General features: G+C 61.7%; 27 protein-coding genes. 17 read left to right on the plus strand and 10 right to left on the minus strand.

What is annotated here, in order from left to right:
- Nucleotides 1-72: 72 nt before the first annotated feature.
- Both KEM63_RS04885 and KEM63_RS04890 read left to right on the plus strand, forming a co-directional pair.
- Nucleotides 73-942: a coiled-coil domain-containing protein gene (locus tag KEM63_RS04885; RefSeq protein ID WP_223655078.1), complete on the plus strand. Its 870-nt coding sequence runs from the start codon at nt 73-75 to the stop codon at nt 940-942.
- Nucleotides 942-1,580 carry an acyl carrier protein phosphodiesterase gene (locus KEM63_RS04890; RefSeq protein WP_223655079.1) on the plus strand — a complete coding sequence of 213 codons (639 nt, stop codon included), beginning with the start codon at nt 942-944 and terminating at the stop codon, nt 1,578-1,580. Before KEM63_RS04885 ends, KEM63_RS04890 begins: the two co-directional genes overlap by 1 nt.
- Here KEM63_RS04890 and KEM63_RS04895 read toward each other — a convergent pair.
- Both KEM63_RS04895 and KEM63_RS04900 read right to left on the minus strand, forming a co-directional pair.
- A complete protein-coding gene (locus KEM63_RS04895; protein ID WP_223655080.1) occupies nt 1,511-2,266 on the minus strand; it encodes a lysophospholipid acyltransferase family protein in 756 nt (251 codons plus the stop codon). The two genes, KEM63_RS04890 and KEM63_RS04895, sit on opposite strands and share 70 nt — an antisense overlap.
- A 41-nt stretch (nt 2,267-2,307) precedes the next feature.
- A complete protein-coding gene (locus KEM63_RS04900) occupies nt 2,308-3,066 on the minus strand; it encodes a GNAT family N-acetyltransferase (protein ID WP_223655081.1) in 759 nt (252 codons plus the stop codon).
- A gap of 183 nt (nt 3,067-3,249) precedes the next feature.
- Between KEM63_RS04900 and KEM63_RS04905 the strand changes: the two genes are divergently transcribed.
- On the plus strand, nt 3,250-4,035 hold the full coding sequence (locus KEM63_RS04905; RefSeq protein WP_223655082.1) for an oxygen-binding di-iron domain-containing protein: 786 nt from the start codon (nt 3,250-3,252) through the stop codon (nt 4,033-4,035).
- Between the two features lie 8 nt (nt 4,036-4,043).
- On the plus strand, nt 4,044-5,201 hold the full coding sequence (locus tag KEM63_RS04910; RefSeq protein WP_223655083.1) for a phospholipase D-like domain-containing protein: 1,158 nt from the start codon (nt 4,044-4,046) through the stop codon (nt 5,199-5,201).
- Between the two features lie 26 nt (nt 5,202-5,227).
- Here KEM63_RS04910 and KEM63_RS04915 read toward each other — a convergent pair whose 3' ends face one another.
- The 3 genes from KEM63_RS04915 to KEM63_RS04925 are packed head-to-tail and all read right to left on the minus strand — an operon-like array spanning nt 5,228 to nt 8,063.
- A complete protein-coding gene (locus tag KEM63_RS04915) occupies nt 5,228-5,992 on the minus strand; it encodes an enoyl-CoA hydratase (RefSeq protein ID WP_223655084.1) in 765 nt (254 codons plus the stop codon).
- Nucleotides 5,993-6,007: 15 nt separating this feature from the next.
- Entirely contained in the window at nt 6,008-6,946 is a 939-nt protein-coding gene (locus KEM63_RS04920) for a 2Fe-2S iron-sulfur cluster-binding protein (protein WP_223655085.1), read from the minus strand.
- Nucleotides 6,939-8,063, minus strand: coding sequence for a GGDEF domain-containing protein (locus KEM63_RS04925; RefSeq protein ID WP_223655086.1), 1,125 nt, complete (start codon nt 8,061-8,063; stop codon nt 6,939-6,941). Before KEM63_RS04925 ends, KEM63_RS04920 begins: the two co-directional genes overlap by 8 nt.
- 260 nt (nt 8,064-8,323) lie before the next feature.
- Between KEM63_RS04925 and KEM63_RS04930 the strand changes: the two genes are divergently transcribed.
- Nucleotides 8,324-9,844, plus strand: coding sequence for a fumarate hydratase (locus KEM63_RS04930; RefSeq protein ID WP_223655087.1), 1,521 nt, complete (start codon nt 8,324-8,326; stop codon nt 9,842-9,844).
- A gap of 394 nt (nt 9,845-10,238) precedes the next feature.
- Here KEM63_RS04930 and pyk read toward each other — a convergent pair whose 3' ends face one another.
- Entirely contained in the window at nt 10,239-11,690 is a 1,452-nt protein-coding gene (pyk, locus tag KEM63_RS04935; RefSeq protein ID WP_223655088.1) for a pyruvate kinase, read from the minus strand.
- Between the two features lie 121 nt (nt 11,691-11,811).
- On the opposite strand from pyk, the gene edd reads away from it, so the two are divergent.
- The 3 genes from edd to eda are packed head-to-tail and all read left to right on the plus strand — an operon-like array spanning nt 11,812 to nt 15,011.
- Nucleotides 11,812-13,647, plus strand: coding sequence for a phosphogluconate dehydratase (gene edd / locus KEM63_RS04940; protein ID WP_223655089.1), 1,836 nt, complete (start codon nt 11,812-11,814; stop codon nt 13,645-13,647).
- A complete protein-coding gene (gene pgl / locus KEM63_RS04945) occupies nt 13,628-14,365 on the plus strand; it encodes a 6-phosphogluconolactonase (RefSeq protein WP_223655090.1) in 738 nt (245 codons plus the stop codon). The genes edd and pgl overlap by 20 nt, the downstream gene beginning before the upstream one ends.
- Complete coding sequence (gene eda, locus KEM63_RS04950) at nt 14,352-15,011, plus strand: bifunctional 4-hydroxy-2-oxoglutarate aldolase/2-dehydro-3-deoxy-phosphogluconate aldolase (RefSeq protein ID WP_223655091.1); 660 nt, start codon at nt 14,352-14,354, stop codon at nt 15,009-15,011. Before pgl ends, eda begins: the two co-directional genes overlap by 14 nt.
- On the opposite strand, the gene KEM63_RS04955 is transcribed toward eda, so the two are convergent.
- Nucleotides 15,008-15,943 (minus strand): universal stress protein, encoded by a 936-nt coding sequence (locus KEM63_RS04955; protein WP_223655092.1) that lies wholly within the window; start codon nt 15,941-15,943, stop codon nt 15,008-15,010. The two genes, eda and KEM63_RS04955, sit on opposite strands and share 4 nt — an antisense overlap.
- Nucleotides 15,944-16,099: 156 nt before the next feature.
- Between KEM63_RS04955 and KEM63_RS04960 the strand changes: the two genes are divergently transcribed.
- The 4 genes from KEM63_RS04960 (at nt 16,100) to sbcB (ending at nt 18,866) form a co-directional block, all read left to right on the plus strand.
- Entirely contained in the window at nt 16,100-16,468 is a 369-nt protein-coding gene (locus KEM63_RS04960; protein WP_223655093.1) for an outer membrane protein assembly factor BamD, read from the plus strand.
- Between the two features lie 76 nt (nt 16,469-16,544).
- Complete coding sequence (locus KEM63_RS04965) at nt 16,545-16,970, plus strand: DUF4124 domain-containing protein (protein ID WP_223655094.1); 426 nt, start codon at nt 16,545-16,547, stop codon at nt 16,968-16,970.
- A complete protein-coding gene (locus tag KEM63_RS04970; RefSeq protein WP_223655095.1) occupies nt 16,970-17,359 on the plus strand; it encodes a PilZ domain-containing protein in 390 nt (129 codons plus the stop codon). The genes KEM63_RS04965 and KEM63_RS04970 overlap by 1 nt, the downstream gene beginning before the upstream one ends.
- A 46-nt stretch (nt 17,360-17,405) precedes the next feature.
- Complete coding sequence (gene sbcB / locus KEM63_RS04975; RefSeq protein ID WP_223655096.1) at nt 17,406-18,866, plus strand: exodeoxyribonuclease I; 1,461 nt, start codon at nt 17,406-17,408, stop codon at nt 18,864-18,866.
- A gap of 57 nt (nt 18,867-18,923) precedes the next feature.
- Here sbcB and KEM63_RS04980 read toward each other — a convergent pair whose 3' ends face one another.
- Nucleotides 18,924-19,292 (minus strand): histone-like nucleoid-structuring protein, MvaT/MvaU family, encoded by a 369-nt coding sequence (locus tag KEM63_RS04980; protein ID WP_223655097.1) that lies wholly within the window; start codon nt 19,290-19,292, stop codon nt 18,924-18,926.
- A 211-nt stretch (nt 19,293-19,503) separates the two neighbouring features.
- On the opposite strand from KEM63_RS04980, the gene purU reads away from it, so the two are divergent.
- The 5 genes from purU to KEM63_RS05005 all read left to right on the plus strand — a co-directional run bounded on the left by purU (nt 19,504) and on the right by KEM63_RS05005 (nt 24,058).
- A complete protein-coding gene (gene purU, locus KEM63_RS04985; RefSeq protein WP_223655098.1) occupies nt 19,504-20,355 on the plus strand; it encodes a formyltetrahydrofolate deformylase in 852 nt (283 codons plus the stop codon).
- Nucleotides 20,356-20,400: 45 nt separating this feature from the next.
- On the plus strand, nt 20,401-20,814 hold the full coding sequence (locus KEM63_RS04990; RefSeq protein ID WP_223655099.1) for a CBS domain-containing protein: 414 nt from the start codon (nt 20,401-20,403) through the stop codon (nt 20,812-20,814).
- Nucleotides 20,811-20,978 (plus strand): hypothetical protein, encoded by a 168-nt coding sequence (locus tag KEM63_RS04995; protein WP_223655100.1) that lies wholly within the window; start codon nt 20,811-20,813, stop codon nt 20,976-20,978. The genes KEM63_RS04990 and KEM63_RS04995 overlap by 4 nt, the downstream gene beginning before the upstream one ends.
- Before the next feature lie 110 nt (nt 20,979-21,088).
- On the plus strand, nt 21,089-22,336 hold the full coding sequence (locus KEM63_RS05000; RefSeq protein WP_223655101.1) for a cyclic di-GMP phosphodiesterase: 1,248 nt from the start codon (nt 21,089-21,091) through the stop codon (nt 22,334-22,336).
- A gap of 96 nt (nt 22,337-22,432) precedes the next feature.
- Entirely contained in the window at nt 22,433-24,058 is a 1,626-nt protein-coding gene (locus tag KEM63_RS05005; protein WP_223655102.1) for a methyl-accepting chemotaxis protein, read from the plus strand.
- 61 nt (nt 24,059-24,119) lie between these two features.
- On the opposite strand, the gene ahpF is transcribed toward KEM63_RS05005, so the two are convergent.
- Together ahpF and ahpC are read right to left on the minus strand one after the other, a co-directional pair.
- Nucleotides 24,120-25,730 (minus strand): alkyl hydroperoxide reductase subunit F, encoded by a 1,611-nt coding sequence (gene ahpF, locus KEM63_RS05010; protein ID WP_223655103.1) that lies wholly within the window; start codon nt 25,728-25,730, stop codon nt 24,120-24,122.
- A 103-nt stretch (nt 25,731-25,833) separates the two neighbouring features.
- A complete protein-coding gene (gene ahpC, locus KEM63_RS05015) occupies nt 25,834-26,394 on the minus strand; it encodes an alkyl hydroperoxide reductase subunit C (RefSeq protein ID WP_223655104.1) in 561 nt (186 codons plus the stop codon).
- Between the last annotated feature and the right edge of the window lie 128 nt (nt 26,395-26,522).

A 26,522-nucleotide genomic window follows, 5' to 3' on the forward strand; every position in this document is an offset into this window, starting at 1 on the left:
CCTGACGGTGCGCGGCGTGCACCGCTTCAGCCCGCTGGTTGTCGAACTCGAGCGAATGGAGCTGGGAAGAACATGAGAGAACGTGATCCGGATCTGCTGCCACCGATCAGCGCGCTGGACGATGTGCCTGGCGAGCAGCGCGGCGGACGTCCGGGCAACAGCGACACGCGGCGGACCCACTCTCGTGAGGAAGGGGCAGCGGGGCGCGGCGCGCTCTGGGCGGTCTGCGGTGCTCTGGTGCTGGCATTGCTCGGGCTCGGGTACTGGACTCATCAACAGCAGACGCGATTGCAGCAGCAGCTTGTCGCGACGCAAAACAGCTTTGCCCAGATCAGTGAAGAAGCGGCAGGGCAGCTTCAGGACATCAGCGGCAAGGTCACGACGACTCAGTCGGCGTTGAGCGATGTGGAGCAGACCCGGCAGACGCTCGATGGTCTGAGCCGCCGCCTCAATGAGCTGGCCACCCGCGTCAATCAGCAGGCCGAGGAGGCCGAGCGAGGCGGTGCGTCGGCACGTGAGCGGGACACCCAGCAGCAGTCTCGCCTGGATCAGGTCGATACGCGCATTGCCACCCTCGCCGGCAGGCTCGATGCTGGTGATGACACTGCCAGCTCTCTACGCGAGGAGCTGATCAAGCTGCGCGAGTCGACGCGGGCGATCGACGAGCGGCTGGCTGCAGTGAGCGAGATCGAGCAGCAGCTGGCCGCGCAGTCGCAACGGCTGGCGGCGCAGCAGCAGGCGCTGGAGCGAATCGAACAGGAGCAGTCTTCGGTCGATGTGTCCCAGGAACTGCTGGTCATTCGCTCAGAGCTGGACCAGCGTCTGTCCTCGCTGGATCAGGAAATGCGCTCGATCGACTCCTTTCGGCTGCAGACCAACCGCAGCCTGACGACCCTGCAGGAGCAGATACGTACGCTGCAGCAACAGGTCAGTACTCCCTGATGAATTTTCTCGCGCACCTGTATCTGGGTCCGCGCGATCCGCAACGTCTGCTCGGCAGTATGCTGGGCGATTTCGTCAAGGGACCGATCGCCGGCATGGAGCTGCCGCCAGGGGTGCGCGAGGGCATATGGCTGCACCGGCAGATCGATGCATTCACCGATGCACATCCGCAGGTAGGCTTGAGCAAGGCGCGGGTCAGTCCGCTGCGCCGGCGTTATGCGGGCATCATGGTCGACATGTTTTACGATCACATGCTGGCGCGCAACTGGCAGCGCTTCGAAGATCAGCCCCTGCGCCAGTTCACCGATAGAGCTTATGCCGACCTGATGTCCAACCAGCACCTGATGCCCGATAACGCGCGGCGAGTGATCAGCCAGATGGCTGCTCACGACTGGCTAGGCTCATACGCTCGTATCGAGTCGATGCATCAGGCATTGGATAACATGGCGCGCAGGTTCACCCGCCAGACCGCTCTGCCGGGTGCGGCGAGCGAGCTGGAAGCGGACTACGAACAATTTCAGCAGGATTTCCTTGCCTTCATGCCGGAGGTGACCGCGTTCGCGCTGGCTCAGGCGGCTCGCCTGGACACCGAAGGCGATGCGCTGATCTCCGGTTCACCGTCCAGCCCCAGAGTCTGAGCGACCACCTGACGGGCGTCGCGAGCCAGCTGATTGCGCGCAGCGCCCGCACTGAGGATGGGTGGCAGGAGTCTGATCTCGACCTCGATGGTGTCGCTGCCAAGCAACCGCCACAAATGCGTGGTGAATTCGTCGTCACCGATGAAGGGTGCCACGGTATCGCGCGCGCCCTGGCTGCGATAGGCAATGGCGACAGGCTGCAGTGGGGTAGCGGTCTCCACAGCGCAACCGAGCAACCGTCCATGGAAGGTGCGTACCCGATCGCCAGCAGTGGTGGTGCCCTCCGGAAATATCACGAGGCTGCGTCGCGCCTCGAGCGTCTGCGCCAGGTGGCCGTTGAGATCGCTCGATCCCGTTCCCCGTTCGATGAACAGGGTGCCGGCTCCCCGTGCCAGCCAGCCGATCACCGGCCACGCCGCAACCTCCGCCTTGGATAGAAAGTGCAGGGGAGCCAGACGGCCAAGCAGTACGATATCCAGCCAGGAAATGTGGTTGCTGACCCACAGCGCAGGGTGTCGCGGCAGGTTGCCGCTGCTGCGCACCTGAAGAGGCAGGATTGCCACCAGTCCTGTCATCCAGAGCTGGCACAACCGTGCACGGAACGCTGCAGCCTGGCCGGGCGACACCCTGGCAGCAGCGGCTGCCAGCGCGACCATCGCCAGCCCGCTGGCAATCCATGCGGCCACCAGAGGCGCCTTCAGAAGGCGCCTCAGCGTTGGTCGTATCCTCACTCGCAGGCCGCCTTGAAGTGTTTTGCATAGCGCGGGCACAGCTGCTCACGCCGCAACAGGATAAACACGTCGGCGACGTTGAAGTCCGGATCCCAGCACGGCTCGCCACAGATTTTCGCACCCAGACGCATGTACGCCTTGAGCAACGGGGGCATCTGCGCGGTGACGTTGGTGGGCAGGTCCAGTTCAGGGACGGGCAGGCGCGGAATGGCGTTCAGGTGATCGCGGTTCAGGTAGCGCTCGCGCAGTCGCTGCATGATAGCGTGAGCCTGAATGCCGCCATCGCGCATGTCGATGCTGGCGCAACCCATCAGATAGTCGTAGCGCCGCTCGTTCATCACCTGAGCGAGACCAGCCCAGAGCACGGAGATGGTCGCGCCATTGCGGTAATCCGGGTGTACGCAGGTGCGGCCAATTTCCAGAACGTCGCCGCGCAGCGAACCAAGCCCTACAAGTTGAAACTCGCCTTCGCTGTAAAAGCCGCCGGCCTGCCTGGCCCGCTGGCTGTCCAGCAGCCGTGTCGTGGCCACCAGTTGACCGGTAAACAGGTCGCGGACCACCAGATGCTCGCAGTACAGATCGAATCGGTCCTGATCGAGCCCGCCCGCTGCGTCCGGCAGCGTGGCGCCGCACTCCTCACCGAACACGCGAAAGCGCAGGCGCTGGGCTTCGCGCAAGGTGTTCTGATCCGTGACAATGTCGACTACAAGGTGGCGGGTGGGGGTTTGCTCGAGTGCAACTGCGGCGTGAGTCATGGGCACCTCCGTCAGGGCGGCCTGGAATGATCTTCAAGGCCGATGCTAGGACGGGAGGGTGTCAGGCATATGACGGCTTCGTGGCGCTCGGATGACAGTCGCCAGGTGTTGACCTGAGTCAGTACCCGGGTTCCGGGCGTCGCTTATAACGTGCGCTGTCTTCAGCCCAGAGAAGGATTTTTCATGCCCGGCAAAGCTCGCGTTCTCTTCGACAACGGACCGCACAAGGTACTCTGCTTCGACCAGCTGGTAACCGGAGACGGCGTCCAGTCGAACCAGTTTCTGATCATCGACCACAATCAGCATGCGCTGCTCGACCCAGGCGGCGACCTGACCTACATGCCGCTGTCGCTGGCGGTGAGCGACTACATTCCGGTTCGCGAGCTGACCTATGTTTTTGCTTCACACCAGGACCCTGACATCATCGCATCGCTGGACAAGTGGTTTCTGCATACCGGCTGCAAGGTGGTGTGCTCCAAGCTCTGGGCGCGCTTTCTGCCTCATCTTTCCGCCGCCTATCTCACCAAGCACCACGGCCAGAGCACCACTGACCGCATGGTTGCGGTACCCGATCGCGGGCAGCTAATCCCCCTCGGGCAGACCGTCATCAAGGCCCTGCCGGCCCACTTCCTGCACTCGGTAGGCAATCTGCAGTTTTTCGATCCGGTCAGCGGCATCCTGTTTTCCGGGGACATGGGCGCCTCCCTGGTCGATGACGCCGAGCCGGTCGCTGACTTCACGGCGCACCTGCCCAGCATGGAAGGCTTTCATCGGCGCTACATGGCGGGAAACAAGGCGTGCCGGTTGTGGGCGAACATGATCCGCACCCTCAAGCCGACTATGATCGTGCCGCAGCACGGGCGACCGTTTGTCGGGCCTGCTATGATCAATGCGTTCCTCGACTGGACCAGTCAGCTGCAGTGCGGGCTGGATCTCCTCGAACAGGACGATTACTCCATTCCCAATTAAAGGCACGCATGGCTGGTCCTGTTTATCCGTGGCGCAACGACAACCGCTTCGAACTGCTGATTGACGGCACGGTGTTCTTTCCGAGAATCATCCGGGAGATGCAGGCTGCGCGGCGTACCATCGATGTCGAGCTGTATCTGGTCAGCAGCGGCGAGAGCAGCGACGAGGTGTCCGCGACGCTTATCGAGGCGGTGCAGCGCGGCGTGCGGGTGCGCTGCCTGCTTGATAGTCTGGGCAGCCACGAGATGGACAGTGACGACCGGCAGCGACTACTGGATGCCGGGATCGAGCTGCGTTTCTACAATCCCCTGCGCCTGTTCCACTGGGTAGGCAATTTCCACCGCGATCATCGCAAGCTGCTGCTGATCGACGAGGAACTGGCCTTCGTCGGCGGCACCGGGTTTACCGATGAGTTCTGTCAGCCGGTCGAGGGTGGCTATTGTCCCTGGCACGAGCAGATGCTGGCGGTACGCGGACCGGTGGTGTTCGACTGGCTGGATCTCTTCGAGCGTCAATGGAAAGCCTCCGGCTCCGGCTGGCGGCGTAAACCGTCCGGCGGGGAAAGACAGCGCATCCCGCCGACACCGCCGACCGGAGACGGCTGGGCGCGTGTCTCGTATGCCGATGCCAGCTCGCAGCAGGAAGTGCTTCAATCACTGTTCGCGACGGTTGCCCGCGCCGATCGGCGCGTATGGCTGGCGACGCCGTATTTTCTGCCGGCCTGGCGGGTGCGCCGGGCCCTGATGCGTGCAGCCAGACGCGGCGTGGATGTACGCTTGCTGCTCAGCGGTCCGAAGCATGACCATCCCTCCATCCGCTATGCCGGCCAACGTTTCTTCGCCCGGTTGCTGCGTGCTGGTGTTCGGATCTATGAATACCAGCCGCGGTTCCTGCATCTGAAAACAGTGCTGGTCGATGATTGGGTCAGTCTGGGCTCGTGCAATTTTGACAACTGGAGTCTGCACTGGAATCTGGAGGCCAATCAGAACGTGATCGACTCGGACCTGGCGCAGGCGGTGCAGGAGAGTTTCGAGGCGGACTTTCAGCAAAGCGTCGAGTGGACCCGGTCTGCCTGGAAGTCGTTACCGCTATGGCACCGGTTCAAGATCCGGCTCTGGTCCAGTCTCAACCGACTGGTATCGGTCTGGTTCAGCATCCGCCGCTAGGGCGGATGCTCAGACGATAGATGCCTTTAGTTGAACACCGGCTTGCGCTTTTCCATGAACGCAGCGAGCGCCTCACGAGCCTCGGCGCCGCCGAGCAGGCGCGAGAAATATTCGCCTTCCTGATCCATTACCTGTGAAGCCACATCGGCAACGCCACGCTTGATCAGTTGCTTGGTCAGACGAATCGAGCCGGGCGGCTGCTCGGCGATGCGGCGTGCGGCGGTCAGTGCGGCATCGAACACGGCCTGCCCGGCGGGCAACGCCTGATTGGCCAGGCCAAATTCGACGGCACGCGCGCCGCTGATTTCCTCACCCAGCAACAGCAGTTCAGCAGTACGCGGATGGCCAAGCAGGCGTGGCAGCAGGAAGCTGGACCCGGCTTCGGGGCACAACCCGAGGTTGACGAAGGGCATCTTCAGGCGGGCGTTCTCGGCCACGTAGACCAGGTCGCAATGCAGCAGCATGGTCGTACCAACGCCTACCGCCGGCCCGTTGACCGCGGCTATCAAGGGCTTGGTCGCGTGGCAGATCGCCTTGAGAAACTTGTACACCGGGCTCTCTGGTCCGCTTGCCGGCGCGTTCAGAAAATCGCCCACGTCATTACCGCTGGTGAAGCATTCGGCGCTACCGCGAATGATCAGCGCGCGGACCGAATCGTCGTCCTCGGCAGCACTGATGGCCGCTGCCATGGCGCCGTACATGTCCCGGGTCAGCGCGTTCTTCTTCTCCGGCCGATGCATGGTCAACGTCAGGACCGCTCCGGTCCGTTCTTCCAGTAGATGTTCGCTCACGGATATCTCCTCTGGTCAGGCCCTGCCGGTGGCAAAGGCTTCATCGATGATCTGTCGCCCGGGCAACCCGGCCATGAACAGCGGCCGACGCAGCTGTTCGACGAACGTGGGACTGCCTGCAGCCAACGCGACCGTTCGGCGCGAGGCAATGTGCAGCCTCTGCAGGTCTGCGGCCAGCTGCTTCGCGTGGTGCAGATGCAGGGTCAGCGACGGATGGGCTTGCTGCAGTTCTAGCAAGGCTTCGCCAAGATAGCAGCCATCATCAGTATCGGAATGCCAGTGCCATAAGGTGATACCCGGTGCATGTCCCTGATTCAGCGCCTCACGCGCCACCGCCTGAATCGGTGCCAGCCCCGATCCTCTGGACAGTAGCAGAAGAGGGTGCTCCAGCCACTGCGTATCGAACCGGATGTGACCGGTCGGTATGCCCAGATGGATGATCCGTCCGACGTCCACCCGGCTGATTTCCCGGGAGAAGATGCCCTGCGAATGCACGCGGACGTGAAATTCCAGCCACGGGTCGCCGGACAGGCTGGCGATCGAATAGGGCCGGGCCAGTCGGTCGTCCAGCCAGAGTGTCACGTGCTGTCCGGGAGCAAAGCGGACCGCCCGCTGCGGAACCAGCCGGAGGCGAACAAGCGAAGGCGTCAGCCAGTCTAGACTGTGCACGGTCGCGGGCGTACCGTCGCGAGCGGGGTCGAGCAACTGAATGTCCAGATCACCCTGGACCGGGCATTGGCAACTCAGCAGCCAGCCTTGCTTGCGCTGGGCGGCACCGAGTCCGTGCCGGGCAGAGGCAGGAATGGCACAGCTGTCGCTGCGCACGAGGCACGTCTGACAATGCCCGGCTCGGCAGGATGACGTCACGGGAAGGCCGGCGCCCTGCAGCACATCGAGCAGGCATTTGCCGGCTTCGACAGGCAGTGCACGGCCGCGTACGCGTACCTCAGGCATGCGCAGGATCGTGGGCTTCGCAGCGGTTGCGACCGTTCTCCTTGGCCACGTACAGCGCCTGGTCGGCCTGCTGGATGCATTTCTCCAGATCGCTGTCTGCGTAAATCAGACAAAGGCCGGCCGACAGCGTGCAGCACATGTCCTCGGGCAGGCCAGGGAAGCGCATGGTCGAGAACGCCTCACGGATACGATCCAGACAATGGGTCAGAGTCGCCATGTCGCTGTTGCCGAGTATCAGAATGAACTCCTCGCCGCCAAACCGTGCAATCAGATCGTCGCCGCGCAGATTGGCGCGCGCCAGTTCGGAAAACCCGCGCAGTACCTCATCACCTGTGGCATGCCCGAAGCGGTCGTTGATCCGCTTGAAATGATCCAGGTCGATCAAGGCAAGGCCCAGCGTACGCGGCGGACGGAGCAGCTGGATCCTGCGCTCGGCCTCGTTCAGGAAATACCTGCGATTGGCCAGGCCGGTCAGTGCATCGGTAGCGGCCAGGCTCTGCAGTTGCCCCATCATGCCCTTGAGCGTTTCCTGATGGACCTGCAGCGTCTGATGGCGGCGCTGAAGCCGCTCCTGCAGCTCGCGCACATAGGAGCCAAACAGACACAGCCATGTCAGAAAGCAGGCCAGGATGAACCATTCAAGCAGGCTGGCTGACAGCTCCCGCGCATGCGAGCCGGCGGTAATCTCCCAAGCCAGAAGCACAGAGTAGCAGGCGAGGGCGAACGCGGCGTGCATGATGAACGCGCGCATGGACAACATGAACACGCCAAACAGCAAGCTGAGTGGATACAGCATCAACAGGCTGCCGCGAATATCGCTGGTCTGAAACAGCAGATAGGTCAGCAGGATGGTTGCCACGGCAATCTGCGGGCTGGTCAGGCTGGGGTCTCTGAAACGCAGATTCTGCCCGGTCAGGAACATTCCGAAGAATATCGCCTGCGTGACCACGCCGAGCACCACATGGCTGGCGGCATGCCACAGCTGGCCATTGTACTGGTCGACCAGCCAGGCGACCGCAATGACCGAATAGGTGATGAGGTAGCTGACCTGCGCAAGATAGAAGCGCTGCAATCGAAGCGCCTGATTCCTGCTTTCTCTCGAATCCTTCGCTGTCACATCATGCCTCTTCCGTATGATGGCACTTTGACGTCAATCTATCGTTATGGCCTCGATTTGCCTAGTCCTTTTGTCGAAACCGACCGTCAAAGTCCGGGGTAGCGCTGCCGTCGTGTTGCGGCTCGGGTATACTCTGGCACCTGTTGTTTCCTGAGCAAGGGCTGCGGGGTCAGCTCGCCGCTTTGTCCGTGATTCTGGCAGTACTGCCCTCTCGTCCGGGCAGGCTGATCCAGTAGCCAAACCATAGGAGCCTGCCCAGCATGGCCGTAATCAAGCAAGACGACCTGATTCAGAGCGTGGCCGACGCGCTGCAATACATTTCCTATTACCATCCGGTTGATTTCATTCAGGCCGTGCACGAAGCCTATCTGCGTGAAGAATCGCCCGCGGCGCGTGACGCCATGGCCCAGATCCTGATCAACTCGCGCATGTGCGCCACCGGACATCGACCCATCTGCCAGGACACCGGCATCGTCACGGTCTTCGTCAAGGTCGGGATGAACGTGCGCTGGGATGGTGCCACCATGGGCCTGGACGACATGATCAACGAAGGCGTACGTCGCGCCTACAACCTGCCGGAAAACGTGCTGCGCGCATCGATTCTGGCTGATCCGGCGGGCAAGCGCACCAACACCAAGGACAACACGCCTGCGGTCATTCACTATGAAGTCGTACCCGGCGACACGGTCGAGTTCCACGTCGCGGCCAAGGGCGGCGGCTCGGAAAACAAGTCGAAGATGGTCATGCTCAACCCGTCCGACTCGATCGTCGACTGGGTGGTCAAGACCGTGCCGACCATGGGCGCCGGCTGGTGCCCGCCAGGCATGCTCGGCATCGGCATCGGTGGTACCGCCGAGAAGGCTGCGGTGCTGGCCAAGGAATCACTGATGGACTCCATCGACATTCACGAGCTGCGCAAGCGCGGCCCGCAGAACCGTGTCGAGGAGCTGCGCCTGGAAATCATGGAGAAGGTCAACGCGCTGGGCATCGGCGCTCAGGGTCTCGGCGGCCTCACCACGGTGCTGGACATCAAGATCAAGGATTATCCGACCCACGCAGCCAGCCTGCCGGTCTGCATGATTCCCAACTGTGCAGCGACCCGCCACGCGCATTTCGTGCTCGATGGCAGCGGCCCGGCCGTGCTCGAAGCGCCGCCGATGGACGCCTATCCGGACATCACCTGGGAAGTCGGCAGTGGCGTCCGTCGGGTGAATCTGGATACCGTCACGCCCGAAGACGTGCTCAGCTGGAAGAGCGGCGAGACCGTACTGCTGTCCGGCAAGATGCTCACCGGTCGCGATGCGGCGCACAAGCGCATGGTCGACATGCTCAACAAGGGCGAGCAGTTGCCGGTCGATCTCAAGGGCCGGTTCATCTACTACGTTGGCCCGGTTGATCCGGTGCGCGACGAGGTCGTCGGACCTGCCGGCCCCACCACCGCAACCCGTATGGACAAGTTCACCCGCCAGATTCTGGATCAGACCGGTCTGCTGGGCATGATCGGCAAGTCCGAGCGCGGCCCGATTGCGATCGAAGCGATCAAGGATCACAAGGCTGTGTATCTGATGGCAGTCGGTGGCGCGGCGTACCTGGTCGCTCAGGCGATCAAGAAAGCCGATGTCATCGCCTTCCCGGAGCTGGGCATGGAAGCGGTCTACGAGTTCGAGGTCAAGGACATGCCGGTCACCGTGGCCGTCGACACCACTGGCGAGTCAGCGCATATCACCGGCCCGCAGATCTGGCAGAAGAAGATCGCCGAAAGTCTTGCCGTGGAAGTGTGATTTCAGGCGTTGTGGAAACCCGGCTTCGGCCGGGTTTTTTATGCGCAGTTCACCGATACTAGTGTCGATCAGCGCCGTGCAAGGCGGTATGGACCGGCCCCACACGCCGACACGCGGCAAGTACGTCCATGTAGCTCGGCGATCGCGTCCATGCGATCGACGGTCGGCTTAGCGAGGCCGCCCCATACCGCCTCCTGCTGAGTGCAGCCTGATGGAAAGTCGCAAAGGCACCTGGTGCTAGTCCGAGCTTGCCGGTGCGGAAGAGTGCAGCAAGTATCCAAGGCATGGATGCCTTGGTTAAGCCCCCATGGATGGGTTCACGGCGTCTTGCGGAATCCTGCCGCACCGGCAAGCGATTGCACGGACGCGACGTTGTTGGGGCCCCATTTCAAAGCTAAACCAACCGCTCCCCAACATGCAGCAGTTTCATCGAGTTAGTTCCCCCGCGCGAGTTGTACACATCGCCCTTGGTGAGAATGACCCAATCCCCTGCCTTGACGTGCCCCAACTGCAGCAGCCGATTGACCGCCTCGTGATTGACGTCCTGCGAGTTGAGTTCGGACGGGTTGAAGTAGATCGACTGTACGCCACGCATCATCGCGACCTTGCCCAGCGTCTGCGTATTGGGCGATAGCGCGAAGATCGGCAGAGGTGAGCGGATGCGTGACATGATCAGTGGCGTGTGGCCGGTCTCGGTCAGCGTGATCACTGCAGTAACGCCGGGAAAGTGGTTGCCGGCGTACATCGCTGCCAGTGCGATGGTTTCATCGCAGCGCTCGAATTTCTCGTGAAGACGGTGGCCGGACTGCTGACTGGTCGGGTGCTTTTCCGCGCCAACGCATACGCGCGCCATCGCCTTGACCGCTTCGATGGGGAATTTACCCGCAGCGCTTTCAGCCGAAAGCATGACCGCGTCGGTGTAGTCCAGAGCGGCGTTGGCCACATCCGAGACTTCGGCGCGGGTCGGCAGCGGGCTGCTGATCATCGACTCCATCATCTGCGTAGCGGTGATCACTACCTTGTTCTGCGCCCGGGCGCGGCTGATGATCAGCTTCTGAATGCCAACCAGCTCGGCATCGCCGATCTCCACACCCAGATCGCCACGGGCGACCATGACCCCGTCACTGGCCTCGATCAGGCCGTCCAGCGCTGCCTGATCCGCCACCGCCTCGGCGCGCTCGATCTTGGCGATCAGCCAGGCCTGGGATTCGGAATCGGTCAACAGTTTGCGGGCAAGGTGCATGTCTGCGGCGTCCCGAGGAAAGGATACCGCGACGTATTCCATGTTCAGTTCGGCAGCAAGGACAATGTCCGCACGATCCTTGTCGGTCAGCGCATCCGCCGAGAGGCCGCCGCCGCGGCGGTTGATGCCCTTGTGGTTGGACAGCGTGCCGCCGGCGGTGACCGTACAGCGGACCTCGTCGCGGCCGACGCTGTCGACCCGCAGGACGATCCGCCCGTCATCGAGCAGCAGTTCGTCGCCGGCGCGGCAGTCGTCGACCAGTTGCGGATAGTCGATGCCGACCACGTCGTGGTTGCCCTCGTCCAGTGGGTGCGAGGTGGACAGGCGGAAGTTGTCGCCGACCTCGAGATGAGTCTGGCCCTCACTGAAACGGGCAATCCGGATCTTCGGCCCCTGCAGATCGCCCAGTAGCGCGACGTGCCGGCCGCGGTCGGCGGCGAGCTCGCGCACCAGTCGCGCGCGCTCGCGGTGCTCATCGGCCGTGCCATGGGAAAAGTTCAGCCTGGCAACATCCATCCCTGCATCGATCAGGGCTGCGATACACTCCGGGCTGGTACTGGCCGGCCCGAGGGTGGCGACAATCTTGGTGCGGCGCAGTGTCATGGATGGATTCCTCCGATATGAACGTGAGCTGATAATTGCGGCCTACAATAGAGCATATGATCGACGCATGACAGATTGCCGGCCGTCCCGGCCCGCTCTGGCAAGCATTAAAGGAGAGTGGATGCATCCCCGTGTCAGCGAAGTTACAGAACGCGTGCGCGAGCGCAGTAAAGGCTCACGCCAGGCGTATCTGCAGCAGATGAACGAGGCCGGCGATCGCCCCCGCGGTCGCCGCGGCTTGTCGTGCGGCAATGTGGCCCATGCGATGGCCGCCTGTCCGGCCGGCGACAAGGACCGGCTGCGCATGATGGATGAGGTCAACCTTGGCATCGTCACGGCCTACAACGACATGCTCTCCGCGCATCAGCCCTATGAGCGTTTCCCCAGCCTGATTCGCGACGCGTTGCGCGCCTTCGGCGCGACCGGCCAGGTGGCCGGCGGCGTGCCGGCGATGTGTGATGGCGTGACTCAGGGTGAGCCTGGCATGGAGCTGTCGCTGCACAGTCGCGACGTCATTGCCATGGCCACCGCTGTGGCCCTGTCGCACAACATGTTCGACGCTGCGTTGTGCCTCGGAGTCTGCGACAAGATTGTCCCGGGTCTGCTGATGGGCGCCTTGCGCTTCGGGCACCTGCCGGTGGTCTTCGTGCCGGCCGGACCCATGCCGTCCGGCCTGCCGAACAGTGAAAAGGCAGCGGTACGCCAGCGTTTCGCCGAAGGCAAGGCGACCCGTGAAGAACTGCTCGACGCCGAAAGTCTGTCCTATCATGCGCCGGGCACCTGCACCTTCTACGGCACTGCCAACACCAACCAGATGTTGCTCGAAGCCATGGGCCTGCAATTGCCAGGCTCGTCTTTCGTCAATCCTGACACGACCATGCGTGACGCACTGACGGTTCATGCGGCAGAGCAGGGCGCACGTCTGGCCCGGAGCGGAACGGGCAGGCTCGCCTCCATCGTCGACGAGCGCGCCATCGTCAATGCGCTGGTCACGTTGCTGGCAACTGGCGGATCGACCAATCTTACGCTGCACCTGGTAGCCATCGCCCAGTGCGCAGGCATCATCATTGACTGGGACGACATGGCCCGCCTGTCGGAGGTGGTGCCGACGCTGGCGCACATCTACCCCAACGGCAAGGCCGACATCAACCAGTTTCAGGCCGCCGGCGGCACGGCCTGGCTGTTCCGCCATCTGTTGGACGCGCAGCTGTTGCATGCCGACGTCGACACTATCCTCGGTCCGGGCCTGGAGCAGTACACGCGTGAGCCGCACTTGCAGGATGGGCGTCTCGCCTGGCGCGAAGGCCCGGCGGCGAGTCTGGATGCCAGCATCCTGCGCGCTCCGGCCGAGCCGTTCAGTGCCGATGGCGGGCTACGGCTGGTGCAGGGGCCGTTGGGTCGTGGAGTGATCAAGACCTCTGCCGTCGCTGCCGAGCATTGGCTGGTTGAGGCGCCGTGTCGGGTATTCGAGGATCAGGATGAGTTCGTCGTTGCGTTCAAGGCCGGCGAGTTGGAGCAGGATGTGATCGCCGTATTGCGTTTCCAGGGCCCTGCAGCCAACGGTATGCCGGAGCTGCACAAGCTCACGCCCTATCTGGGGGTGCTGCAGGATCGTGGCTTCAGGGTGGCACTGGTTACCGACGGGCGCATGTCCGGCGCCTCTGGCAAGGTGCCGGCCGTCATCCACCTGTATCCCGAGGCGGCACGGGGTGGTGCTCTGGCGTACCTTCAGGACGGAGACCGGCTGCGTCTGGACGCGGCGGAGGGCACGCTTACCCTGGTGAACCCGCATGTGCTGGACGGGCGCGTGCCCGTTGTTGCACGCGAGCCAGTCAAGCGGGGCATGGGACGCGAATTGTTCGGCTTCATGCGCCAGTCGTTGAGTGTGGCGGAGCAGGGCGCGAGCAGCTTCACCAGCAGTCTGGCGGAGGAGGACAATGTCCGATCCGATTACTGAGAAGGCGGCGGCCCGCCACATCCGAACGTACAATGCCGAGTCCGTCGACGAGCAGGCAGTGCAAATGGCTGATTACGTGCTGGCCGAATTGAGCCGGGCGCTGCAGGAGCGGGGTCGGGCGAGCCTGGCCGTATCCGGCGGCCGCAGCCCTGCCCAGTTTTTCAGAAAGCTCGATGAGTCCGACCTGGACTGGAGTCGTGTCACCCTGACCCTCGCAGATGAACGCTGGGTGCCTCCCGAAGACGCCCAGAGCAATGCCGGCCTGGTCAGGCGCTGCATGCCCAGAGTGTTCGCCGAGGCGCGCTGGATTCCGCTGTACCGCGGCGCTGCGCCAGATGCCGACGCCGCGGCGGTGAGCGAAGACATTGACAGCGTGTTGCCCCTGGACGTGCTGGTGCTCGGGGTCGGCCCTGACGGCCATACAGCGTCGTTGTTCCCGGGCGAGCCCGATCTGAAAGCGGCTCTGCAGGACGATGCAGCGGTTCTGTGCATTGCAGTGCCACCCAAGGGCGAACGCCTGCCCAGGCTGACCATGACCGGTGCGGTGCTCGGGAACGCCCGTGTGCGCCTGCTGCAGGTCAACGGTGCGGACAAGCGTCGGGTAGTCGCCCACGCCTTCGAAACGGATCCGCAAGAGATGCCGATAGCGGCGTTTCTCGCGCAGCCGCTGACCATCTTCTACGCCCCTGACCTCAAGGAACCCCATGAGCCTGGCTGACAATATCGAGACACTGGATCGGATCTTCGCATCCGCACCCGTACTGCCCGTGATCAGCCTGCGTCGCGCCGAGGATGCGCTGGCCCTGGCCGATGCGCTGGAGGCGGGCGGCGTGACCACGCTGGAAATTACCTTGCGCACATCGCATGCGCTGGGTGCGATTGCTCAGCTGCGCCGCGAACGGCCGCATCTGTGCGTTGGTGCCGGCACCATTCTCGATGGGCGACAGTATCAGCTGGCCCTCGATGCCGGTGCCCAGTTCGTGGTGACACCCGGCTGCACCGAAGAACTGCTCACGTTGGGGCTGGACAGTCCCGTGCCGCTGTTGCCGGGGGTTGCGACGGCGTCCGAAATCCTCCAGGGCTACCGCTTCGGCTATCGACGCTTCAAGTTGTACCCGGCAGAGGTGTGCGGTGGTATTGCAGCGTTGAACTCCTTCGCCGGTCCGTTCGCCGGGATTCGGTTCTGCCCCACGGGGGGTGTGGCAAGAAACAAGGTCCCCGCGTACCTTGCGCTGGAAAATGTCATGGGTGTCGGCGGGACCTGGATGGCGCCCACCGACCTGATCGCCCAGCAGGACTGGGCGGGTATCACCCGGGTATGCCGCGAGTCCATGGCCGAGGCCGTGGCAGCCCGGTCCGCCTAGGGCTTGCTCGGATCGACGAAACCGTCCGGCTTGACCACCAGGACATCGCAGGGAACATCGTCCAGCAGGCGTTCGGCCGTGTGGCCGACCAGCGCAGCGTCGAGTCTCGAGCGCGACACGGCCCCCATCACCAGCAGGTCGATGTGCTGCTCTTCGACGAACTCGGGTATCACTTCCTCGGCATAGCCCTGCAACAAATGACGACGCTCCGCAGGCAGATCAAGCTTGCTGCCGAACTCTTCGAACGCCGATGCGTGGCGCTTGCGCACCTCCTCGGCGTAGCCGTCGTAGTCGGCTATGACGCTGGCGTCGTAGACCAGAGTGCGGGGTAGCGGGCTGTAGCAGTGCGCGGTGTGCACCTGCGCCTGCGTCGTGGCGCCGAGCGCCTGGGCCACTGCGACCAGCTTGCGGTCCAGCGCGGCCGGCTTATCCGCTTCGTGCAGCGGGTCGACCCCTGCGCAGATCGCTTTAATGCTGCGGTCAGCGCGCTTGACCAGCCACAGCGGCGCTTCGCAATGCCGGATCAACTGCCAGTCGGTATTGGTCAGCAGCAGCCGTTTGATCGGGTTGTGGTGGTGCGTTGTCTTGAGAACCAGATCCGCCCCGGTTTCCGATACCGCGTGCAGGATGTTGCGGTCCAGCCGTTTGCCCCAGACCGCCCGGGTTTTCACAGTGATTCCGCGCTCGCGCATGGGTGCCGCCAGTTTGTCCAGATACCGCAGGTGGCTGTCGATCAGTGAGGTGCGCGCCTTCTCCAGCCCGGGGGTGGCGAACAGCCTGCCGCCGTCGAGCGCAGAGTTGTAGTCGCAGATGAACAGCGTCACAGCCGCCTGCGGGTAGAGCATGCCGAGTTCTTCCGCGCGGATGAGCGAGGGCTGGGCTTCCTCGGGCGTGGTGGGGTCTATAACTACCAGAATGTGCTGAAAATCCATGGGGCCGTTCTCCTCTGTAACTGTGACTCGGGCCTGAATGCCTTTGCCCTCCAGTGTAGTCCCCACTGGCGCGCACGCAGTGACCTGCATCAAGTGTTCTCAAGATCGACCGGCCTTTGCCGATAACCGATCAAATCCTCCGGTCCCAAGGTCATCATGCGTCCCTTGCTCATCGTACTGGCAGCCGCCCTGATTGCGGGCTGCGCGTCCAACACCCCCGGCAAACATATTGACCAGGCATACAAGGCGTATGATCAGGGCGATTGCGCGAAGGTCATTCTGGAGTTGTCGCAGGCTGAGCGCAGCGCGCGTTCGCGCCCCCATCTGCAGCCGGAAATATCCCTGTTGCGCGGGCTGTGTCTTGAGCGTCAGGGGCTATACCTCGATGCCATCCAGATATACCGGCATCTGGTTCGCTATACCCCCACAAGCGAGTACGCCTATCGAGCCGGAGCCCGGCTCGAGACATTGCGTCTGCTCGGGCATTACGATCCGAAGGACAAGCTGGCGCCTGACCGGCGCTGACTATTGGCCATCACGTCCGGCTGCTCTATGCTGTGCTGCCGTGCCCCCGGTCGAGGGCGGAGTGACGGATCATTTCATGTTTCGATGGGTCTCATGTTTCAGCCTGTTGCTGGTCATTGCTCCGCTGCATGCGCAGATTTATCGCTGGACCGATGCGCAGGGACGGGTGCACTTCAGTGAGCGCCCGGTACAGGGAGCCGAGCAGATCGAGGTTGATCCTCAGGTAATTGAACGCGACGCGCAGGTTCGCCAGCGCGAGCAGAATCTCCGCCGCATCATGGACGTACGCAGCGAGGAACGGGCTGCCGAACAGCTGAAGCTGAATGAGCAGCGTAACCGCCAGCGCGCCCAGTGCGATGACCTCCGTCGTCAGCTGGCGCAGTTCGACAAGCGTATGTTCTGGTATGACGAAGATGCCAACGGAAAACGGATCGAAGTCGACCGCAAGCGAGTCGAGGCGCGCAAGGCCCAGCTGACCACACTGGTCCAGGAGCGTTGTTGATGCGATCCCTGCCGTCCTCCGGTTCCTCCGGAAATGGCGAACAGAGACAGATAGCGCGGCAGGAGTTGAGCGCGTATCTGCAGTTGTACAATGCATACAGCGGACAGCCGATGGGATTCATCGGCAACATATCTCCGCTCGGGATGATGATGATCAGCTCCATTCCGGTGATGGTCGAGGCGGTCTTCGACATGCAGATTCGCCTTCCTGCACAGACCGGGGAGACCGAAACGCTGAATTTCAAGGCACGAAGCCACTGGTGCCGCCCGGATCTTACGCCCGGTCATTTCGATACCGGTTTCAGCATCGTGTCCAATCAGCAGGCCTTCGCCGGAATCGCTCGCCTGCTTGAGCATTACTTCCGCTTCCAGCCCACCGATGATGCCTGAGTCGTGCCGTTGAGTTAACCTGCTGCTTTGCCTGGAGCGGGGCGACATGGACAAGAGCATCTTCTGGTACGACTTCGAATCCACGGGGATCGACCCGCGCTGCGATCGGCCGCTGCAGGTCGCGGGGGTGCGTACCAACGAACAGCTCGAGGAAATTGGTGAGCCGCTGTGCATCGACTGTCGGTTGGCCGAGGATACATTGCCAGCTCCCATGGCCTGTCTGGTCACCGGCATTGGCCCGCAGCGGATGATGCGTGGGCTGCCGGAAGCCCAATTCATCCGTCTGTTGCATGACCAGATGGCCGCGCCCGGAACCTGCTCCGCCGGTTACAACAATCTGCGTTTCGACGACGAGATGACCCGCTTCTCGCTGTACCGAAACTTCTACAATCCCTACGCACGCGAGTGGCAGGGCGGGAACAGTCGTTGGGATCTGCTCGATGCCTTGCGTACCGCTCACGCGCTCAGACCTGAAGGGATCACCTGGCCCGAGCAGGACGGGTTGACCAGTCTGCGCCTGGAGCTGCTGACCGCGGCCAACGGCATAGCCCACGGTCAGGCACACGATGCGCTGGCCGACGTCCGGGCCACGATCGCCATGGCCAGGCTGCTGCGCACGGCCCAGCCGCGTCTGTACGAGTATCTGTATTCGCTGCGCAGCAAGCAGAGAGTTTGCCAGCTGATCGATCTGCAGCGTGTCCGGCCGCTTGTTCACGTTTCCGGTCGCTTCGGCCGCGAGCGCAAGGGTCTGGCGGTCGTGCTGCCGCTTGGCTGGCACCCGAGCAACCGCAACGCCCTGATCGTCTGGGACCTCGATTGCGATCCCGGTCTGCTCACCGACCTCTCGCCGGAGGACATCCGCGCGCGGTTGTATACTCGCCGAGAAGACCTGCCCGAAGGACAGGAGCGCCCCGGTCTGAAGCTAGTGCACATCAACAAGTGCCCCGTGCTGGCAGATGTGAATGTCCTGCGCGAGCAGGACATCGAACGGCTGGAGCTGGATATGCCTCGATTGCGAGCAAACGCCGACACGCTGGCGACCTGGCGGGCAGCGGGTCAGGCGCACCTCGCATCAATCTTTGCCAATGATGCGGCTCCTGCCAGGCAGCAGACGGATGACTGCGACACGCAACTGTACGAAGGGTTTGTCAGCGATGCCGATAATCGATTGCTGCCGGCGATTCGTGAGGCGGACGGCCGGAGCCTGATCGCCGAACAGTGGCCGCTGAAAGATCAGCGTCTGGCTGATCTGCTGGTGCGTTACCGTGCGCGCAACTTTCCGGAGTCCCTGAGTGCCGAGGAGCAGGCTCGATGGACGCTGTTTTGCCGCGATCGGCTGGAGGGTACGCGATATGGTGCGCCAATAACCCTTGAAGCGTTTCATCTGGAGATCGCTCGGCTGCTACCGACAGTGGAAGGCCCGCAGAAGAAACTGCTCGAAGACTGGAAAAACTACGCCGATAGCCTCGCCCGGAAACTCGGAGCGACTCTTACGGCAGCCCAATAAAGAAAAACCCCGCCGGCATCACGCGGGCGGGGTTTCGCTGCTCTGGCAAGGTGTGAATCAGCCGACGATCGACATCCAGGATTCAACCTTTTCAGCGCCGTACTGCTCTTTCCACGCTTTCAAGGTCTTGTGGTTGCCACCCTTGGTTTCGATGACTTCACCCGTATTCGGATTCTTGTACTGCTTGACCTTGCGAGCACGCTTTCCGCCTGCAGTACGGGGTGCCTTGGCCGAAGCCTTGTTTTCCGGTTCGAGAATCGCGGCGACTTCACGCGGGCTTTTCCCGTATTGCGCCATCAGGTCGCGAAGCTGCTTCTCGAACTCGATTTCCTTCTTCAGTTTCTCGTCGTTGGAGAGCGACTCGAGGCGCTGGGAAAGTTCACGAATGCGTTCTTCGATCTGACGGTATTCCTGCAACATTGACATGTGTTTATACCTTGCTTGAGCAATTAGTTTTGCGGTGTCGGAGATACTAATTTATCGGGCTAACTTAAACAAGATGAGGCAGTGACTTACTGCTCATTTAGTCGAAAGAATCAAGTTTGTACGCGAGGCCGTAGCTGCTTTTGTATTCACCACCGAGTAGAATGCGGCTTTTTTCGGCCGGCTTGGTTCGGCCATCCCTGGAGTTGTGTAGATGCGCACTTTTCGTCTGGTAATTGCCTGTCCTGACAGGGTCGGCATTGTTGCGAAAGTCAGTAATGTATTGGCAGCCTACAACGGCTGGATTACCGAGGCGAACCACCACTCGGACAATCTTTCCGGCTGGTTCTTCATGCGTCATGAAATTCGCGCGGACTCATTACCTTTTGATGCAGATGGCCTGCGCACGGCGTTTGCCCCGATTGCCGCCGAATTCGCCATGGACTGGCGTGTCAGTGATTCTGCCGAGCGCAAGAAAGTTGTGTTGATGGCCAGTCGCGAATCACATTGTCTCGCTGATCTGCTGCATCGGTGGCACAGCGGGGAACTTGATTGCGATATCACCAGTGTCATATCCAACCACGACGATCTGCGCAGTATGGTCGAGTGGCACGGTATCGCTTTTCATCATGTTCCGGTCGATCCGCAAAACAAGGCCCCTGCCTTTGCTGAAGTGACGCGCCTGATCGAAGTTCAGCAGGCCGACTGCATCGTGCTGGCGCGCTACATGCAAATACTGCCGCCAGAACTCTGCCAGCGATACGCCAGCCGTGTGATCAACATTCATCATAGTTTTCTGCCGTCGTTCGTCGGTGCCCGCCCATACCACCAGGCAGCGCAGCGCGGCGTTAAACTGATCGGCGCGACCTGCCATTATGTGACCGAAGAACTGGATGCCGGTCCGATTATCGAGCAGGACGTGGTTCGCATTACTCACCGACATAACGCGGATGACATGGTTCGACTCGGGAAGGACGTCGAAAAAATGGTGCTTTCCCGCGGTTTGCGCTATCACTTGGAGGACAGGGTTCTGGTTCACGACAACAAGACGGTTGTCTTCAGCTAGCAGAGATTGAGTGCGCCGAGCCCTTCGCGAGCGAAGGAGGTTCACATGCTCAAGATAGTGAAAGTACGTGAATACATGACGGGTGACCTGATCTGCTTTTCCCCGGAAACCGACCTGGCCAAGGCCATAGAAACGCTGGTGCGCCAGCGCATATCCGGCGGACCGGTGGTCAATGCGGACAAGCAACTGGTAGGGATGCTGTCCGAAAGCGATTGCCTCAAGGGTATTCTTACCGGCAGTTACTTCGAGGAAGCCAGTGTCCGTGTTGGAGAAGTGATGTCCACTGTGGTCGACACCATCGAAGCCGACGCGGACATCATCAAGGCCGCCGAGCAGTTCGTCAGCCGGGGAATCCGTCGGCTGCCGGTGCTTGACGGAGGGCGGCTGGTCGGCCAGATCAGCCGGCGCGACGTGCTGCGGGCAGTCAACTCGTTCAATCTTCAGGGCGCTCCGAAATGAACGACTTCGAAGACGACGAACAGCGCTGGGACCCGCTGGGTGCAGGCGCAGCGGGGCTGCCACCGGTTCTTGGTGGCGGCTGCCTCGCACGCTTCGATCCCGCCAGCCTGAACGAGGAGTCCGGCACGGACTTCTCGGCGGTCCATACCGAAAACGACGACTGACGGATAGGCCGGCCGCCATTGCGCCCCCCCCGTATTCAAAACGGCTGCACTGGTGTTTAATGGCTTATCTTCGGTGATGGCACGCTAATATTGCCGCCTGGTGTATCCCCATGCTCAAAACGATTCTCACCCGCCAAGCGCGCGTTGGCATGTATGTGCACGAGTTTTGCGGCTCGTGGTTGCATCACCCGTTCTGGTCCCGCCGTTTTCTGATCAAGGATCAGAAGATGCTGCAGAAGATTCTCGACAGCCATGTTCGCGAACTCATCATCGATACCGCCAAGGGAGTCGATCTGGCAGAACCGCCTGTCAGCGAAACGGACACCTGTGCTGTGCAGGACTCGGGAATGGAAAACGCCGGCTGCTTAGACGAGCCCGAACCGGCGCCTGCCGCAGCGACGGAGCGTTCCCTCTCAGCCTGCAGCGTGGCGGATGAAATGCAGCGCGCCAGACGCATCGTGCAGAAGGGCAAGCGCGCGGTCATAGATATGTTCACTGACGTGCGCATGGGCCGCGCCATCGCCGCTGACGGGCTGGTCGAGCTGATGGACGACATGTCCGCTTCGATTGCGCGCAATCCCCACGCACTGATCAGCCTCGCGCGGTTCAAGCGGCGCGACGAGTACACCTATCTGCACTCGGTTGCGGTCGCGGCGCTGATGATCGGGCTCGCGCGAAAGTGCGATTTTGATGACGATCAGGTGCGACGTGCCGGGCTTGCCGGCTTGCTGCATGATCTGGGCAAGGCGGCCATGCCAGCAGATATCCTCAATAAACCGGGTCGGCTTACAGAAGCCGAGTTCGCGATCATGCGTACGCATCCCGTCGAGGGGTACCGGCTGTTACAGCCCTGGCCCGAACTCCCTGCCGACGTGCTCGACGTCTGCCTCTACCATCATGAGAAGGTCGACGGGTCAGGGTATCCGAACAAGCTGGCCGGCGACGATATTCCGTTGCTGGCCCGAATGGGCGCAATTTGCGACGTCTACGACGCCATTACCTCTAACAGGCCGTACAAGAGCGGTTGGGACCCGGCGGAATCGCTCAGTCAGATGACCAGCTGGAAGGGCCACTTCGACGCGACACTGCTGCGCCTGTTCATGCAGATGCTGGGCATCTACCCGGTGGGCTCCCTGGTGCGCCTGAGTTCGGATCGCCTGGCCGTCGTCGTCGAGCAGTCGGAAAACTCGCTGCTTACGCCCAAGCTGAGCGTGTTCTATTCGATCAAGCTGCGTCAGGCGCTGCCGGCCAAGCTGCTGGATCTCTCCCAGCCGGCGGTGAAGGAAGTCATCGTCTCGCGTGAGTCGCCGGAGCAGTGGGGTTTTACCGGCCTGGAGAAGTTGTGGCTGGCCGATTGAGCCGCTGATCGATATTTTTTATCGGCCCCATCAAGTTTGCCTTTCTGGCGCCGATTAATTGGCTGGTCAGACGAACAATCCCAGCCAGGTATATCCATGAATCTTAGAAACTTTTCCATTGCAACCAGACTGGCTGCAGGCTTTGCAGTGATCGCGCTCATCGTGGTGTTGCTCGGCATGCTAGCAACCCGAGAAATGGGCGAAATCCGCGATGACGTCGTTTTGCTCGAGGAAACCTGGGTTCCGGGTATGCAGCAGATCGGCGCTTTCAACCAGAACTACCTGCGTTTTCGGATTTATACGATGCGCGTGATCATGGCAACCAACCCCGCCGATATCGGGCCGTTGCGTGAAGAACTCGCGAACCTGCAGAAAAACCTCATCGAAGCAGAAAACGCGTTTGATTCGTTGACTGACGATCCGACAATGCAACGGGCGTTCGATGTCTATCGGCAGGGGCGTGTACAGTACATGGCTGTTCAGGAGCAGATAGTCCAGCTCGCTGCAGATGGTCGTGACGTCGAAGCGGAAGCGATGCTGACTGAGCGCCTGAATCCCATTGCCAGTACCGTGACCGCGGCCCTGATTGATCTGGAGCGCAAGGTCGCGGAAGGGGCGGATACCGCTGCACGGCGTGCACTGGACGTTTACGCAGCCGCGTTTCGCCAGACGGTGGCATTCATCATAGCCGCCGTGCTGCTAACCATCGCTCTGGCGTATCTCATCACCCGCAGTATCGTTGCTCCGATACGCGAAGCGGTCGAAGCTAGTGAGGTAGTCGCCGCCGGGGATCTGACCCGCACCATCAAGAGCGTCGGCAAGGACGAATCAGCCCGGCTGTTGCAAGCGCTGGCTACCATGCAGCTCCAACTGCGCAACACCATTCAGGGTATTGCCAACTCGTCGAACCAGCTTGCCGCTGCAGCCGAAGAGCTCAACGCGGTGACTGAAGACGCCAGCCGCGGTCTGCAACGTCAGAATGATGAAGTCCAGCAGGCGGCCACGGCTGTCAACGAGATGACCGCTGCGGTGGAAGAGGTGGCACGCAATGCGGTTTCCACCTCGGAGCAGTCGAAGGAGACCTCGCAGATTGCTGGCGAAGGGCAGCAGCAGGTCAGCCGCACCGTGACCAGCATCGACAAGCTTTCCGGCACCATCCAGTCAACCGCCACCGAAGTCCAGGAACTGGCCGACAAGGCGCAGAACATCAGCCGCGTTCTGGACGTGATCCGCGCCATTGCCGAGCAGACCAACCTGCTGGCGCTCAACGCAGCTATCGAAGCAGCGCGCGCCGGAGAACAGGGCCGAGGCTTTGCGGTGGTGGCAGATGAGGTTCGCGCTCTGGCTCATCGCACTCAGCAGTCGACGACCGAAATCGAAGAGATGATCGGCACCATCCAGCAAGGTACCGAGCGCGCAGTCGAGGCGATGGGTATCAGCAAGACCATGGCTGGTAGTACCCTGGAGCAGGCGACTGCCGCGGGCGAAGCGCTGACCCGGATCACCTCGGCGATCGTACAGATCAACGAACGTAACCTGGTGATCGCCAGTGCCTCGGAGGAGCAGGCTGCTGTCGCCCGTGAAGTGGATCGCAACCTGGTCAACATCCGCGACCTGTCGACCCAGTCAGCGGCTGGCGCGGAGCAGACCAGCAGCTCCAGCCGTGAGCTCTCCCGTCTGGCAGTGGAGCTCAACGACCTGGTCAATCGCTTCCGCATCTGATCTGGCGCTGCACAAAAAAACCGCACCCTGGGGTGCGGTTTTTCATTTTGCAGCCTGGACCTTAGCTGTACTCGGCCGAGCCAACCGTTTCACGCTCGAGATGCTGACCAGCTACCGCGGCAGGCAGCGGAGTGCGGATCAGATAATCGAAGGCGCTCAGTGCGGCAGTGGAGCCCGAGCCCATGGCAATGACGATCTGCTTGTACGGCACGGTGGCTACGTCCCCAGCGGCGAATACGCCCGGTACCGAGGTGGCGCCGCGGGCGTCGACTTCGATCTCGCCGAAGCGCGACAGCTTGACCTCACCACCCTTGAGCCAGTCGGTGTTGGGGATCAGACCGATCTGCACAAAGATACCCGCCACATCGACCTGCTTGCTCTCGCCAGACTCGCGGTCGGTGTAGTTCAAGCCCACCACCTTGTTGCCATCGCCACGTACTTCGGTGGTCTGGGCGTTCTTGATGATGTCGATGTTCTTCATCGAGCGCGCCTTGCGCTGCAGTACTTCGTCCGCACGCAGGGTGTCGGCGAATTCCAGCACAGTGACATGCTCAACGATACCGGCCAGGTCGATGGCAGCTTCGATACCCGAATTGCCACCGCCGATTACCGCTACACGCTTGCCCTTGAACAGCGGGCCGTCACAGTGGGGGCAGTAGGCAACGCCCTTGCCGCGGTATTCCTGCTCGCCAGGCACGTTCATCTCGCGCCACCGGGCGCCGGTAGCAAGAATCACCGAGCGGCTGGTCAGCACCGCACCGCTTTCAAGTTCCAGCTCGATGAAATCGCCGCTGGTCAGTTTGGACGCCTTCTGCTCGGTCATCAGATCGACTTCATAATCTTTCACATGCTGCTCGAGATTGGCGACCAGCTTCGGACCTTCGGTGTAGGGCACCGAAATGAAGTTCTCGATGCCGACGGTATCCATGACCTGTCCACCGAAGCGCTCGGCCACAATGCCGGTACGGATGCCTTTGCGCGCTGCATAGATCGCAGCAGCTGCGCCGGCGGGGCCGCCGCCGATCACCAGTACGTCGAACGGCGCCTTCTGCGTCAGCTCTGCTGCCTTGCGGCGGGCGGCACCTGAATCGACCTTGTTGACGATTTCCGCGAGTGTCATGCGTCCCTGCCCGAAGGGGCTGCCGTTCAAGTACACCGACGGCACGGCCATGATCTGGCGCTCTTCGACTTCACTCTGGAACAGGGCACCGTCGATCATCGTGTGAGTGATGTTCGGGTTCAGGACTGCCATCAGGTTCAACGCCTGGACTACATCCGGACAGTTCTGGCACGACAGCGAGATATAGGTTTCGAAATGAAACTCGCCTTCCAGGTTGCGAATCTGCTCCTGAAGAGCGGCATCAGCCTTGGAAGGATGTCCGCCGGCCTGCAACAGCGCCAGTACCAGCGACGTGAATTCGTGGCCCATCGGCAGACCTGCGAAGCGCACACGGGGTGCTTCGCCATTGTCCGGCCCGATTGCCATGCTTGGAATGCGCGCGTCATCGGCACGCGTCATGTCGATCTTGGCCGACATGCCGGTGATCTCGCCGGCGAGATCCAGCAGTTCGCGCGACTTGGCGCTGTCGTCGGCGGACACGCTGATCTTGATCGGATTAACGATATTCTGCAGGTAGGTGTCGAGTTGCTTCTTCAGATTCGCGTCCAACATACGTGTCCGTCCTCTATCAATTCGTGGAATTCCGGGCGAAAAAAACCCGGCCCGCCAGACCGGATGCCACAGGCATCACGGCGGGCCGGGTGTTCACTACAGCTTAGATCTTGCCTACCAGGTCCAGCGAAGGAGCGAGAGTGGCTTCGCCTTCCTTCCACTTGGCGGGGCAGACTTCGCCCGGGTGGGCTGCTACGTACTGGGCAGCCTTGACCTTGCGCAGCAGATCCTGAGCGTCACGGCCGATGCCTTCGGCGGTGATTTCGATGGCCTGGATGATGCCATCGGGATCGACAACGAAGGTGCCGCGGTCAGCCAGACCCTGGTTTTCACGCATCACACCGAAGTTGCGGGTGATAGTGCCAGTCGGGTCACCGATCATCGGGTACTGGATCTTGCCGATGGTCTCGGAGGAATCGTGCCAGGCCTTGTGGGTGAAGTGGGTATCGGTGGAGACCGAGTAGATCTCGACGCCCAGCTTCTTGAATTCTTCGTAATGGTCAGCCACGTCACCCAGTTCGGTCGGGCACACGAAGGTGAAGTCGGCCGGATAGAAGAAGAATACGGACCACTTGCCCTTCAGGTCAGCGTCGCTCACTTCAATGAAGTTACCGTTATGGAACGCGGTGGCCTGGAATGGCTTGACTTCAGTATTGATGTACATGAGAACTCCTTGTTGGTGAGTCGGTGGGTTGATTACCTAAGACAGCGACCATGTTAGTGCCTGAATCGCCATCGTTGAAATATATTCCAGCTAAGGCACAAATAGCTTTTCGCTATATGGTTCCGCTT

The sequence above is a fragment of the Halopseudomonas nanhaiensis genome, assembly GCF_020025155.1.
Taxonomy (GTDB): domain Bacteria; phylum Pseudomonadota; class Gammaproteobacteria; order Pseudomonadales; family Pseudomonadaceae; genus Halopseudomonas; species Halopseudomonas nanhaiensis.

Coding starts and splice junctions, on each gene's coding strand:
- KEM63_RS04885 (WP_223655078.1), top strand. CDS start 73: ATGAGAGAACGTGATCCGGATCTGCTGCCACCGATCAGCGCGCTGGAC.
- KEM63_RS04890 (WP_223655079.1), top strand. CDS start 942: ATGAATTTTCTCGCGCACCTGTATCTGGGTCCGCGCGATCCGCAACGT.
- KEM63_RS04900 (WP_223655081.1), bottom strand. CDS start 3,066: ATGACTCACGCCGCAGTTGCACTCGAGCAAACCCCCACCCGCCACCTT.
- KEM63_RS04905 (WP_223655082.1), top strand. CDS start 3,250: ATGCCCGGCAAAGCTCGCGTTCTCTTCGACAACGGACCGCACAAGGTA.
- KEM63_RS04910 (WP_223655083.1), top strand. CDS start 4,044: ATGGCTGGTCCTGTTTATCCGTGGCGCAACGACAACCGCTTCGAACTG.
- KEM63_RS04920 (WP_223655085.1), bottom strand. CDS start 6,946: ATGCCTGAGGTACGCGTACGCGGCCGTGCACTGCCTGTCGAAGCCGGC.
- KEM63_RS04930 (WP_223655087.1), top strand. CDS start 8,324: ATGGCCGTAATCAAGCAAGACGACCTGATTCAGAGCGTGGCCGACGCG.
- pyk (WP_223655088.1), bottom strand. CDS start 11,690: ATGACACTGCGCCGCACCAAGATTGTCGCCACCCTCGGGCCGGCCAGT.
- edd (WP_223655089.1), top strand. CDS start 11,812: ATGCATCCCCGTGTCAGCGAAGTTACAGAACGCGTGCGCGAGCGCAGT.
- pgl (WP_223655090.1), top strand. CDS start 13,628: ATGTCCGATCCGATTACTGAGAAGGCGGCGGCCCGCCACATCCGAACG.
- eda (WP_223655091.1), top strand. CDS start 14,352: ATGAGCCTGGCTGACAATATCGAGACACTGGATCGGATCTTCGCATCC.
- KEM63_RS04955 (WP_223655092.1), bottom strand. CDS start 15,943: ATGGATTTTCAGCACATTCTGGTAGTTATAGACCCCACCACGCCCGAG.
- KEM63_RS04960 (WP_223655093.1), top strand. CDS start 16,100: ATGCGTCCCTTGCTCATCGTACTGGCAGCCGCCCTGATTGCGGGCTGC.
- KEM63_RS04965 (WP_223655094.1), top strand. CDS start 16,545: ATGTTTCGATGGGTCTCATGTTTCAGCCTGTTGCTGGTCATTGCTCCG.
- KEM63_RS04970 (WP_223655095.1), top strand. CDS start 16,970: ATGCGATCCCTGCCGTCCTCCGGTTCCTCCGGAAATGGCGAACAGAGA.
- sbcB (WP_223655096.1), top strand. CDS start 17,406: ATGGACAAGAGCATCTTCTGGTACGACTTCGAATCCACGGGGATCGAC.
- KEM63_RS04980 (WP_223655097.1), bottom strand. CDS start 19,292: ATGTCAATGTTGCAGGAATACCGTCAGATCGAAGAACGCATTCGTGAA.
- purU (WP_223655098.1), top strand. CDS start 19,504: ATGCGCACTTTTCGTCTGGTAATTGCCTGTCCTGACAGGGTCGGCATT.
- KEM63_RS04990 (WP_223655099.1), top strand. CDS start 20,401: ATGCTCAAGATAGTGAAAGTACGTGAATACATGACGGGTGACCTGATC.
- KEM63_RS04995 (WP_223655100.1), top strand. CDS start 20,811: ATGAACGACTTCGAAGACGACGAACAGCGCTGGGACCCGCTGGGTGCA.
- KEM63_RS05000 (WP_223655101.1), top strand. CDS start 21,089: ATGCTCAAAACGATTCTCACCCGCCAAGCGCGCGTTGGCATGTATGTG.
- KEM63_RS05005 (WP_223655102.1), top strand. CDS start 22,433: ATGAATCTTAGAAACTTTTCCATTGCAACCAGACTGGCTGCAGGCTTT.
- ahpF (WP_223655103.1), bottom strand. CDS start 25,730: ATGTTGGACGCGAATCTGAAGAAGCAACTCGACACCTACCTGCAGAAT.
- ahpC (WP_223655104.1), bottom strand. CDS start 26,394: ATGTACATCAATACTGAAGTCAAGCCATTCCAGGCCACCGCGTTCCAT.